The organism is Myceligenerans pegani (assembly GCF_014892515.1).
GTDB classification, from domain to species: domain Bacteria; phylum Actinomycetota; class Actinomycetes; order Actinomycetales; family Cellulomonadaceae; genus Myceligenerans; species Myceligenerans pegani.
The window spans coordinates 1-12,238 of sequence record NZ_JADBGR010000060.1; the positions used below are offsets into that span (position 1 = coordinate 1).

The window sequence follows — 12,238 nt, forward strand, 5'->3', positions numbered from 1 at the left end:
CGGGCGCGTCGCGCCGAGATCCTGTCCGGCCGTCCTGGCGGCGGGCGCCGGCGAACCGGCCCGGGGGTTCGACCGTGGCTGGACCGACGGCGGCCGCGACCGCGGCAGCGCGGAGGTGGCCTGCGCGGACGGTTGCCGGGCGGGCGGCGTCGGCGCCGGCCCGAGGTGCTTCACCGAACTCGTGTGCGGCGCGGGGCCGAGATGCCTCACGGGGCTCTTGCGAGGCGCGTACGACGGCGGTGCGGTCTCCCGCGGCGGCCGCGCGGTCTCCCGCGCCCGGGTGGGCGCCGGCTCCGGGCTCCGGAACCTTCGCCAGCCGCGCAGTGTGTCCGCGTGCCCCTCCGGGGGCGTCGCCGCCCGCCACCGCATCGCCTGCCAGATCCAGTCCTTGATCTCCGCCGGGGTGTGGCCGCCGGCCGCGTCGGCGCCGAGCTGCGCGACGTGGTCGGCGATCACCTGCGACGCGGCGCCGTCGAACCCGTCGGCGTGCACCTCGGACAGGACGTTCATGAGCTCGCGGTCGTACACGAGGGCGTGCCAGGGCTCGCGGATCCGTCCCGGGGAGCCGGTGTCCGCGCCGTCGTCGTCGGCGGAGCCCCGGCCGCTCTCGAACACCTTCGTCGGCCGCTCGGGGGACACGGGCAGGACCGCCGTCGCCGGGAGGATCGCGCGCTCGGCGGCGGTGACGCCGTCGGCGACGAGTCGCTCGGTGACCAGGAGGGTCGGGTCGGCGTCCACGCCCCCGAGTCGCGCGCGCACGACGCCGGCGATGTTCGCCAGCGGCGGGCGGTGGGCCGGCTGGTACCGCGTCATCGCCAGGATCAGCGGGAGCAGGTGCCGGTCGATCTCGGGCGCCGCCGAGCCGGGCTCCGCCTCCACCAGGTCGTCCGCGGTCAGGTCCCGGCCGAGGAAGTTCAGGTCCGGTGGCAGCGCCCCCGTGGTCGCGAACACGAGCAGCAGGCCCAGGCTGTAGACGTCGGACCGGGGGTGCACGCGCCGCCCGAACAGCTCCGGCGCCATGTACGACACCGTCCCGGCGGGCTGCGTCGACGTGGCGGCGTCGAACACCTTGGCGATGCCCAGGTCGATGAGGACGGCGCGCTCGCCGTCGACCATGATGTTCGCCGGCTTGAGGTCGCGGTGCAGGCAGCGCGCGTCCTGCAGCACGAGCAGTGCGTCGACCACCTGCTCGGCGAGGCGCAACGCATCGCGCCCGGACAGCGGTCCCTTCGCCCGCACCCGCTCCAGCAGGGTGCTGCCGGGCACGAGCTCCATCGCGAACCACGGCTGCGCGGCGTCCATGTCCGACTCCACGAAGCGCGGGAAGCCGCGCCCGCCCAGCCGCTCGAGGAGCTGCGCCTCCTGCTCGAAGCGGTCGCGGGCGTCCTCGGGCAGGCCGGTCAGGACCTTGACGGCGACCTCGGTGCCGTCGCCGGCCTCGGCCCGGTACACGTGCGCGAACCCGCCGTGGCCGAGCGACTCGCCGAGCGTGTAGGCACCCACCCGCTCCCCGCTCGCGGGGATGCGCCGCACCGGGCGGACGGGGAGAGGTGCGGGCGAGGGCTTGATCGCGGCCTCGGGCTCCGGTGCGACGTCGGGCTCCGGCGTGGCCTCAGGGTCGGGCGCGGCTTCGGGGTCGGACGCCTGGCCGGGCCCTGGACCATGCTCCGGGTCGGGTCCCGGCTCTGTTCCGCTGCCGGGCCCTGCCTCCGTGGAAGTCTCAACCTTGACTCGAGGGTTCGTCCTGTCCTCAGGCTCGACCTGAGGTTCAGGGTCTGCCACGATCTCCGCCGAACCTTCAAGTCCTGGTTCAACCTTGCGCTCTGCCTCGGGAAACGGCCGGGCGTTCGGCGCGGACTCGGCGTTCGGCGGGGATTCAGTGCCTGGCTCGGGCTCGGCGTCCGGCGCGGGCTCGCTCGGCGCGGGCTTGCTTGGCGCGGGCTCGGCGCCCGGCTCGGCGTCGGGCTCGGCGTCGGGCTCCGGCCCGCTCTTGGATCCGGCGTCAGCGCCGGCGGTGTCCCACAGGGCGTCCGTTTCCGCGGCCGCAGCCCCGGCCCCGGCGTCCGGTCCGGCCCCGGCGTCCGGCCCGGCCCCGGGCTCCGGCGCGACGGCGCGCTGCTCCCCGGCCTCCGGGGGCGGGGGAGGCGGCGGAACCTGAGCGGGGTCGACGGACGCGGGCGCGACGTCGTCGACGTCCGGTGCTGGGGGAATCTGCTCGGCCCGAGGCATGTGCGCAAGGTACCAAGCCGACACACAGGTTCCGGGACAAATCGCTGCGCTGTGGGTGATATGTGACCGTCGTCCTGCCAGGTCATCCCGTCAGAACGGCCAGATCGAGTCGAGGAAGTCCTCGCCCGTCTCCTTCGCCCGTTCCTCGATCTGGTCCTGCTGCTCCTGCACGGTCTCGTCGAACTGGTCCTGGAGGTTGTCCTGCTGATCCTGGATGCCCTGCTCGATGCTGTTGCCGATGTCCTCGCGGGCCTTCTCCACGCTCTCGGTCACCGCGGCCACGATGCCCTGCACCGCGAGCACGACGATCCAGACGCCGATGGTCAGGAAGTACGGCCAGAGGCGACGCCGCCGCGCCTCGGACCGGCCCGCGGCCCGGGTCACCATGTTCAGCACGCCCGCCAGCACGAGGCCGAGCAGCGGGATCGCGAGGTTCGCCATGGTGTCGGACCACTCCCACGGCAGGTTCAGCGTCACCAGCAGGAAGTCGCCCAGCGCACGGAACAGCGGCGCCTGCGACATGTCCGGCATCGCATCGAAGCCTGGGATGAGGCGGACCACCTGGTAGACGGCGATACCCAGCAGCACCGCCGGGATGAGCCCCAGCAGCATGCTGACGAACCGCCATCCGGCGTCGTCGCCGCGCTCGCGCTCCCGCTCGTCGCGCCGCGACGGCCGCGGCTCCGGGTACGACGGCGAACCCCCCGGACCACCGTGCTGCGGCGCGTACCCCTGCTGACCAGACCCCTGCTGCCCGGTGAGCGGCTGCCCCGGATACCCCTGATGACCGGGCTGCCCGGCCGGCGGCTGCGCAGACGCCGGATATCCCTGCGGCACGGAGGGCTGCTGCTGGGTGGGCGGCTGCTGCTGGACGGGCGGCTGCGGCCGGATCGACGCTGGCGGCGGGCCCGCGGGCGTGGGCGTCTGCGCCGGGCTGAACACCTCGGTCTGCGCGCCCGCGGGGCCTGTCGCCTGCGTGCCCGATCCCATCACCTGCGTCGCCGGGTCCATCGCCTGCGTGGGCGGCCCGGCCTGTCCTGCGGCGGCAGCGGCCGCGGCGCCCGCGGCCGCCGCCCCGGCGGCGAGGCTGCCCGCGGTCACGACCTCGGTGACCACGCCGCGCTCGACGCGCGTGGTCTCCGCGGCGTGCAGCAGACCGGGCTCCGGGGCCTGCTGCGCGGCCAGCGACACCACCGCGCGGGCGATGTTGTGCAGCGGCGGTCGCTCCGCCGGGTCCTGCCGGGTCATGGCCAGCACCAGCGGCAGGATCGCCGGGTCCACCGGCCCGACGTCCTCGGGCGTCAGGTCCCTCCCGGAGAAGTTGAGGTCCGCGGGGAGCGAACCGGTGGCGCAGAAGATGAGCAGCAGCCCGAGGCTGTACACGTCCGAGCGGGGGTGCGGCTTGCGCGTGAAGAGCTCGGGCGCCATGTAGGCGAGGGTGCCGGCCGCGTGCGTGGAGGTCTGCGAGCCGTGTCCCTTGGCGATACCGAGGTCGATGAGGACGCAGCGGCCGTCGGACACGATGATGTTGGCCGGCTTCACGTCCCGGTGCAGGTAGTGCTCCTCCTGCAGGACCGCGAGGGCCCCGGCGACGTCGTCGGCCACGCGGAGCAGGTCCTGGCGGGGGAGGGGGCCGTGTTCGTGCACCACCTGGGCGAGCGTCCTCCCCGGCACGAGTTCCATGGCGAACCACGGGGTGGCGGCGTCGAGGTCGGCGCGCACGAACGCCGGGAAACCGCGCCCGCCGAGCTGCTCCAGGAGACGGGCCTCGGTGACGAAGCGCTCCCGGGAGCCCGCCTGGGAGTTGGTCAGGACCTTGAGGGCGACGACACCGTCGGCCGAGGACTCGGCACGGTAGACGTGGGCGAAGCCGCCGTGCCCGAGCGACTCGCGCAGCACGAAACCACCCAGCACCTCGCCGGTCGCGGGAACGTGGCCGGGCTGCTGGGCGGGGGCGGCTCCAGGCGTCTGCGCCGTCGAGGGCTGCACGCGGGTCGCGTGCGGGTCGCCGGTGGGAGCGGCCGGGCGCTGAATCCGTGTCGCGTACGGGTCCGGCACCGTTCCGGGCGGAGGGGGTGGTACCTGGGCGATACCGGGACGCACCTGGGTCGCCTCCGGGTCCGGCGGGACCGCGCCGTGCGTGGGGCGGTACGTCTCGTCGGACATGAGAACTCCTCGGTACGGGACAAAAGGCGCAGGTCAGCCCACAGAACAACCTATCAGCGCGGAAAGGCTGCCAGAATCACGTTCCGCAAACAACTCTCGTGGTTCTCGCGGAACGTTCACCCGCCTCCCTGGCCCTGTTCCTCGACGGTGTTCTTCGCGGCCTCGCTCGCGTCGTCGGTCATCTGGTCGATCTGGTCGCCGACGGCGTCCTCGACGTCGTCCTGCATCTGCTGGGTCTCGTCCTCGATGGTCCGGTCGACCTGCTCCTGGATGTCCTGCCGGAGGTTCTCCGTCGCGTCCGACGCGAACGACGTCACGCCGGACACCGCGAAGACCGCGATCCACGCCGCGATCACCAGCATGTACGGCCAGACGTGCAGCTTCCGGCCGCGCCGCAGGGGCGTGATGTAGTTCAGCAGCGCGGCCAGCACCAGGCCGAGGACCGGGATCGTCAGGTTCGCCGCCTGGTCGCTCCAGTCGGGGTTGAGGTTCAGCGCCCCCAGTACGCCGTCGCCGATCGCGCGGAACGGTTCCCATCGCGACACGTCGGGCATGCCGTCGAACCCGGGGATCAGGCGCACGAGCTGGTAGATCGACAGCGCGAGCAGGGCCCGCGGGATCCATGCGAGGATCTCGCCGAGGACGCTCGCGCCCGGTTCGCCCTCCGGAGCCCGGTCGCCGGGACCTTCCGACGGGCCGGGCGGGAAGGGGCCTGGCGTCCCGCGCGGCACGCCACCCGGAGGCGCCGCCGGCGCCGGTGCGCCGTGCTGCGGATGCGGTCCCGGCTGCTGGAACTGCCCGCTCGGCCGGCTCTGCTCGGGCGCGGGCGGCTGCGGCCGGATGCTGCCGGGCGGCTCGATGATCTCGGTGTTCGCCCGCACCGACTGGCGGAGCGAGTGCAGGTCGCCGTTCGGTGCCGCGGGCATCCCGGCGTCGCCCCACTGCATCTGCTGCCAGATGTACTGCTTGATCTCGTGCGGTGTCCGCCCGCCGGCGCGATGCTGCCCGACCTTCGCCAGGTGCTCCGCGATGACCTGCTCGGCACGGATGCTGAAGCCGCCCCGGTGCAGCGCCTGGAGCCGGCCGACCAGTTCCTGGTCGAAGACCAGCGTCGTCATCGGCTCGCCGGACCGAACGGGCCGGGGGTTCATGCCCGGGGTGAACCGGACGGTGGGGTCGGACACTCTGACTCCTCACGCCTGGCACCCAGTGGTCACCGGGTGATCTCAGCAAGCTACCAGTCCCTGCCGAAAGGGACGAAGGGGCATACGTGAATCGCGCCGGGCCGGGCGTCGCGCACCGAGGGTCCGCCCGGGCGGGTGATCCCTGGTCGAAAGCGGCGTTTCCGGTCGCTTTCGGGGGCGGGATGGCGGAGGCTTGGGCTCAGCGCGACGAACAGCAGAGCCGAGGAGCACGCCGATGAGCACGGAGACGGTGCGCAGCTGGCCTCAGATCGAGGCCGTGGTCAGGACGGACGGGTCCGGCGAGGTCCGGATCGACGGGAACGTCTACCCGGTGGTCACCGGCAGCCTCGAGGAGGCGCGGATCGAGGTGCTGCGCCGCGTCACCGAGAACGCGATCCAGGTCGGCCGCCCCGTGCGCGCGAGCGCGGAGGGGCCGGAAGGCGTGTGGAAGCTCGTCGTGCATCCCGACGGAACGGTGGTCCCGGAGGAGGAGGGCCCGACGCCGACGGGTGCGACGCCGGTCGTCGCGCCCGAGCGCGAACCCGATCCCGTGCAAGGCGCCGGGACGCCCGGCGAAGGGACAGCTGGCGCGGGGACGCCCGGCGACACCGGAACGGCCGACACCGGAACGGCCGACACCGAGACGACGGTGCCGCGCATCCCCGCTTCTCCGCCCGCCCTGCACGACCTCGGGCCGCTCGACCCGACGAGGCGCGACAACTCGGCACCGAACGGTTCGGGGACAACCGGTTCGGGGACGAGCGAGTCACCGAGCGGCCCGTCGTCGAGCGGCCCGTCGTCGAACGGAGCCGCGCCGATCGACACGCTTCCGGGTCCGGCCGGACCGGCGGATCACCCCCGGCCGCCCACGCACGAGAACGCTCCGCGCGGCGCGGCGCAGGACGGCGTCCTGCCCGACGACGTCCTGTACGACGGCGCCCGGCACGACGGCGCGTATCCCGCGGCGACGCAGGACGGCGCGCCGCACACCCCCCGGAACGACGCCGGGCGCCACAGCGCGCCGCCCGCAGTCGTCGGCTCCGCGCCGTCGGCCCCGGAGGGCGTCGCCGACTGGGTGCGCGAGGAGGAGGCGCGGGGCCCGGAGGCCGAGCCCGGCTCCCGCACGCGCCGGGCGGAGCGTGCGTCGTTCCTCACGCAGGTGTCGGTGGAGGAGCCGGCCGAGCAGGGCTTCCGCGGCTGGCTCACGCGGATGGGCCTGCCGGTCGGGCCGAGCGAGGCGGAGCGGGCCGAGCGCGCCGACGAGCGGGACGTGAGCCAGCACTGGCCCGGCCCGCGCACCATCTCGATCGTGAACGGCAAGGGCGGGGCGGGCAAGACGCCGTCGTCGGTGCTGCTGTCGGCGGTGTTCGCGCAGTTCGGCGGGGCCGGCGTGGTGGCGTGGGACAACAACCAGACGCGTGGCACGCTCGGCTGGCGCACGGAGAAGGGCCCGCACGACGCCACGCTCCTGGACCTGCTGCCCCGGGCGGACCACCTGCTCGGGCCGTCGGCGCAGGCGGCCGACCTGGCCCGCTACGTGCACCATCAGACGCGCGACCGTTACGACGTGCTGCGCTCCAAGCCGATGGCGATGGCGCACGAGCAGCGCATCGGGCAGGCGGACGTGGACGCGATCCACGCGGTGCTGAGCAAGTACTACCGGCTGATCATCATCGACTCGGGGAACGACGAGTCCGACCCGATGTGGCAGCGGATGATCGACCACACGGACCAGCTCGTCGTGGCCACGACCACGCGTGACGACCACGCCGAGGCCGGCGCGCTGCTCCTGGAGGGTCTGGCCGAGCGCGACGGGCGGTCCGCCTACCTGGCGCAGCAGGCGGTGGTCGTGGTGAGCCAGGCGGACCAGAAGGCTCCCGCCGAGGAGGTGAGGAAGGTGGCCGCCGGGTACGAGCCCATCGCGCGCGAGGTCGTGACCGTGCCGTTCGACCCGGGCATGGTCGACGGCCACCTGCGCTACGGCGCACTGCGTCCCGCGACGCGGCGCGCGTGGCTGGCCGCGGGCGCCGCGGTCGCGAGGGGGCTCTGAAACACACCACTCCCGGGCCGCCGGAAGGGTAGCGAAGACCGAGGACGCGACGTAGGAGCGCCCGCGGGGCTGAGCCCGGCGGCTCCGGACAACAGAGTCACACCCAGGAGGTGACCTGCTCCCACAGCGGCATCGTGTCGTAGCCCATCTGGTTCAGCAGTGCCCAGACGATGCCGACCACCGCGTACAGCGAGACCGGGACCAGGAGGATCCACTCGCGCACCGACCCCGCGTTGCCGAGGATCGGCAGCGCGATGTTCCCGCTGCGGCGCCAGAAGCTGTCGAGCTCGATGCCCCGGCCGTCGCGCATCCAGCGGGGCGACCTGAACTTCAGCGGCCAGAACAGCGGGACGCCGTTCGTGGTGATGAAGTCGCCGAGGATGTGCACGATGCACCCGAGCGCCACGCAGAACGGCATCCAGAACCACTCCTCGGGCGCGAAGATCGCGATGAGCGTGGCCAGTGTCACCGACGTCGTCCACGGCAGGATCCTGGTGTCGCGCGTGATCTTGAGTGCCTTGAGCGCGAAGGCGACCAGCAGGACGCACATGATGCCCGGGCCGATGAGCACCGTCCCGATGCCGTCGATCCCCGTGTCCACCGACAACAGGCTGAGGAACCAGGCGATCGCCGTGAACACGATCACGCCCAGGATCGAGTGGGTGCCCTTGCGGTGCCCGCCGGAGACCTTCTCGACGACCTTCACCACGGCGTCCGAGACGGGGGAGAGCGAGTTGGCGATGGTGCCGCTGTGGTGGTCGGCGTCGGGCAGGAGCGCCGCACCCGCACAGACCAGTGCGCCGGCGACGACGCCGGTGTGGGAGACACCCTCGTACCAGCCGAAGGCGAACGGTGCGGTCGAGGTCACGGCGACCCAGGCGGCGGCGCCTGTCGCGGCGTGATGTCCTCCCATCATGGGATGTGGGCTCCTTTCAGCCGACTGTCCGTTCCGACCGGAAACGCCCGGCCGACAGGTAACCGTAGCGCGAGCCGCCGACATCGGAGGTGACCAGGCCCGACGTGGCGGTGTTCGGCGTGTCGCGCGAGCGGATCTCCGAGGTTTGATGAATTCTTGGAGACGGATTCAGAAAAGGCATGGACGTGCCAAGCTCGCGTGTGTACCTTTCTTCACGACGAGGTTGCCCGGTCTCGTCACATGGCTGTATCCACTGGCATCTATCGGCTGTATCGACACGAAAGGACGGGAAGCACATGATTCGCTGCGCACGCACCTCGTCCTACCCGACCACCGCGCAGCACCTCCTGGACGGCCGCGAGGCCCTCCGAGGCGCCATACGACGCTGACCCGGCGCTTCGCCGGACCAGCACCCGTGTGCCGCCTGGAGGACTTGCGTCCTGGGCGGCTTTTTCTTTGCACTTCCAGCACCGACGAAACGAACTTCTCACTCGAAGGGAGCGGACCGTGGCCGACGTCCTCGTACTCAATGCCGGCTACGAGCCGCTGCACCGCGTGTCGGTCAGGCATGCCATCGGGATGCTCGTGCGGGAGGTAGCGGTCGTGGAGGAAGCGGTCGACGGCCGCACCTTCGGACCGTTCCCGTTACCGCGCGTCCTGCGCCTGGTCCGGTACGTCGCGATGCGGTGGCTCTACAAGCGAGGCGGCGCCCCCGCCTGCACCAAGCAGGGCGTGAAGCGCCGGGACGGCGCCTGCGCGTACTGCGGAGGCCCGGCCGACACGGTGGACCACATCGTCCCCAGGTCGCGGGGTGGCCCCTCGACGTGGCTCAACCTCGTGGCCGCCTGCTATGAGTGCAACTCGTTCAAGGCGGACCGCACGCCCGCCGAGGCCGGCATGCTGCTGTACGTCACCCCGTACGTCCCGCGCGCCGAGCACGCGCGGGCACGGCTGCAGCGCGCCGCCCGCCTGGCGTAGCCGCACGATTCGTCGCGGGACGCCCGGGCTGTACCCTGTGCCACGACCGCGGGTGAATTATTCGCCCGCCGTCGGGCCCGGGTGAGGCCCGGCGTCCGGATCGCACGATGTCGAGGGGGCAGGCGCATGAGTGTCGGCGCGGCGCCGGGCTGGGATCGCGTGCACGCGGTGGTGCGCGAGGACGGCAGCGGCGAGGTGCACATCGGCGGCGTTCCCTACCCCGTGTACATGACCACGGTCGGTCAGGCGCGGAGCGAGGTCATGCGGCGCGTCGTCGAGCACGCGGTCGCGGTCGGGCAGCCCGTGGCGATGTCGGCCTCGGGGCCCGAGGGCACCTCCGAGCTCGTGGTGTATCCCAACGGCGACGTCCAGCAGGGCGAGGCGCCGCCGTCGTACCCGGAGCCGTCGTACCCGGAGCCGTCGTACCCGGAGCCGTCGTACCCGGAGCCGTCCTACGGCGAACCGTCGTACCCGGCTCCGCAGGCCCCGCCGGCCTTTCCCTTCCCGCAGGTACCGGGTGCACCGGCGCGCGAGCCCGCGGTGCCGCGGCAGGCCGCCGCGGCACCGGCCGCCCCCGCGGAATCCCCCTTCCCGCCGATGCCGGGCGCGCAGGGCTCGATCGCTCCGCAGGGCCCGGCACCCGCACACGACCCCGCCACCGGCAGCCCCTTCCCGCAGCCCGCCGGCTACGGACACCCGCCGTCGGCCCCGGAACCGGACCGCCGCTCGTTCCTGGTCGAGGAACGCGGCGAGGACCCCGCTCGCCGCGGCGTACGCGGGGCACTCTCCCGCATCGGCGTACGTCTCCCGCCCAGTGCCGAGGAACGCTCCGAGCGGGCCGACGAGGCCGCCGTCGCGCAGCACTGGCCCGGCCCGCGCACGGTCGCCGTCGTGAACGGCAAGGGTGGCGCCGGCAAGACCCCCGGCACCGTCCTGCTCAGCTCCGTCTTCGCCGCGCACGGCGGCTCCGGCGTCGTGGCCTGGGACAACAACCAGACGCGCGGCACGCTCGGCTGGCGCACCGAGCAGGGCATGCACGACGCCACCCTGCACGACCTGCTCCCGCAGATCGACCACTTCCTCGGCCCCACGGCACAGCTCGCCGACCTGGCCTGGTACGTCCACCACCAGTCCCGCGACCGGTTCGACGTGCTGCGCTCCAAGCCCATGGTGCTCGCCGACGAGCAGCGGATCTCGTCGACCGACGTCGACGCGATCCACGCGGTGCTGAGCAAGTACTACCGGCTCATCTTCATCGACTCGGGCAACGACGAGTCCGACCCGATGTGGCTGCGCATGATCGACCACACGGACCAGCTCGTCGTCGCGACCACCACCCGCGACGACCACGCCGAGGCCGGCGCGCTGCTGCTCGAGGCGCTCGCCGCCCGGGACCCGCGCAGCGCCGAACTGGCGCGCGGCGCCGTGGTGCTCGTCAGCCAGGCCGACCCCAAGGCCACCCCGGCGGAGATGCAGCAGGTGGCGCGCGGGTACCGGAGCCTCGCCCGCGAGGTCGTGACCGTGCCGTTCGACCCCGGCATGGTCGACGGCCGGCTCAGTCTGCGCTCGCTCCGCCCGGCCACCCGGCGCGCCTGGCTCGCGGCCGGGGCCGCGGTGGCCCGAGGGTTCTGAACATGTGCCCGAAGACCCTCCTGAGCACCCTCCCGAACACGCTCCCGAACACGAGGGGAATGGCGTTCACGGGGGCGGACCTGTCATGATCGCCCGCGTGCCCATCGAAGTGCGTGACGCGAACGCTGCCGACCTCGACGCCGTTGCCGGACTGTTCCTCCAGTACCTGGCCTTCTACGAGCACGCCGCCGACGAGCAGCGCGTACGGGACTTCCTGAGAGCGCGGTTCGCCTCCGACGACACCGTGCTCCTCATCGCGGAAGCGGACGGGAAGCGACCGGCCGTCGGGCTCGCGCAGGCGTACCGGTCCTGGTCGTCGGTGAGTCTCGGGCCCGTGTGGGTCCTCAACGACCTCTTCGTGGAGCCCGCCGCGCGCGGCACCGGCGCGGGCCGCGCCCTCGTCCGCGCGATCTGCGAGCGCGCGAAGGAGGCCGGCGCGATCCGCGTCTCCCTGGCCACCGCCTGGGACAACGTCGCCGCCCAGGGCCTGTACGAGTCCGAGGGCTTCGCGCGCGACGTCGCCTTCCTGCACTACGCGAAGGTCACCGGCGCCTGACCGGCTACGCCCCGGGCCCCTCCCCGGGCCCTTCCCCGAGATCGATCGACACCGGCTCGAACCGGGTACCGGCCGGGTAGTTCCCGCCCCAGAGGCTCGCACCCGTCGCGCTCACCTCGACGTGCGGCCACGTGAGCCGGCGCCCGCCGTCGACCACCTCGGGCGCGCCGACGAGCCGGAACGCATCCGTGCGCACACCGGACTCGCGGTCCAGGATCGACATCGTCCAGTCGTCCCCGGCCGCGTCCGCACGGACCTCCGGGTCGCCGATCTCGCCGACGAACGACCCGAAGTGGCCGAAGAAGGCGACCGAGCCGCTGAAGGCGAACGCGCGCGCGTCCGGCGTCGTGCCGCCGCCGTCGAGGCCCGCGGACCGGTCCGCGTCGAGCCCGAACCAGAACGACGCCCCCTCACCCCCGACCTCCGGCCCCACCGCGAGACGGCCACCCGGCGCCCCGGCGACATACATGAGCAGGCTCGGCTTGATTCCCCAGTCCAGATGCACGCGACGACCCTAACGCCTGCAC

The 12,238-nt window shown here is 73.1% G+C and carries 9 protein-coding genes; 4 read left to right on the forward strand and 5 right to left on the reverse strand.

Annotated elements, in window-relative coordinates:
- The 3 genes from IIE03_RS06280 to IIE03_RS06290 form a co-directional block, all read right to left on the reverse strand.
- Window positions 1-2,229 (reverse strand): serine/threonine-protein kinase (locus tag IIE03_RS06280; protein ID WP_192861892.1); only part of this gene is annotated, 2,229 nt, incomplete at its 3' end.
- 90 nt (window positions 2,230-2,319) lie between these two features.
- Window positions 2,320-4,395, reverse strand: a complete 2,076-nt coding sequence (locus IIE03_RS06285; RefSeq protein WP_192861893.1) for a serine/threonine-protein kinase — start codon at window positions 4,393-4,395, stop codon at window positions 2,320-2,322.
- 116 nt (window positions 4,396-4,511) lie between these two features.
- Window positions 4,512-5,579, reverse strand: coding sequence for a YtxH domain-containing protein (locus IIE03_RS06290; protein ID WP_192861894.1), 1,068 nt, complete (start codon window positions 5,577-5,579; stop codon window positions 4,512-4,514).
- Window positions 5,580-5,814: 235 nt separating this feature from the next.
- Here IIE03_RS06290 and IIE03_RS06295 point away from each other — a divergent pair, with 235 nt between their 5' ends.
- A complete protein-coding gene (locus IIE03_RS06295) occupies window positions 5,815-7,629 on the forward strand; it encodes an AAA family ATPase (protein WP_192861895.1) in 1,815 nt (604 codons plus the stop codon).
- A 97-nt stretch (window positions 7,630-7,726) separates the two neighbouring features.
- Here the strand turns inward: IIE03_RS06295 and IIE03_RS06300 are convergent, their stop codons facing one another.
- The gene (locus IIE03_RS06300) at window positions 7,727-8,545 is read right to left on the reverse strand and encodes a metal-dependent hydrolase (RefSeq protein ID WP_192861896.1); all 819 of its coding nucleotides are present in this window, start codon (window positions 8,543-8,545) and stop codon (window positions 7,727-7,729) included.
- A 507-nt stretch (window positions 8,546-9,052) separates the two neighbouring features.
- Here IIE03_RS06300 and IIE03_RS06305 point away from each other — a divergent pair.
- The 3 genes from IIE03_RS06305 (at window position 9,053) to IIE03_RS06315 (ending at window position 11,711) form a co-directional block, all read left to right on the forward strand.
- Window positions 9,053-9,523 (forward strand): HNH endonuclease, encoded by a 471-nt coding sequence (locus IIE03_RS06305; protein WP_192861897.1) that lies wholly within the window; start codon window positions 9,053-9,055, stop codon window positions 9,521-9,523.
- 126 nt (window positions 9,524-9,649) lie between these two features.
- Window positions 9,650-11,155: an ATPase gene (locus IIE03_RS06310; protein WP_192861898.1), complete on the forward strand. Its 1,506-nt coding sequence runs from the start codon at window positions 9,650-9,652 to the stop codon at window positions 11,153-11,155.
- 97 nt (window positions 11,156-11,252) lie between these two features.
- Entirely contained in the window at window positions 11,253-11,711 is a 459-nt protein-coding gene (locus IIE03_RS06315) for a GNAT family N-acetyltransferase (RefSeq protein WP_318842836.1), read from the forward strand.
- 4 nt (window positions 11,712-11,715) lie between these two features.
- Here the strand turns inward: IIE03_RS06315 and IIE03_RS06320 are convergent, their stop codons facing one another.
- A complete protein-coding gene (locus IIE03_RS06320) occupies window positions 11,716-12,216 on the reverse strand; it encodes an HtaA domain-containing protein (RefSeq protein ID WP_192861900.1) in 501 nt (166 codons plus the stop codon).
- Window positions 12,217-12,238 lie beyond the last annotated feature (22 nt).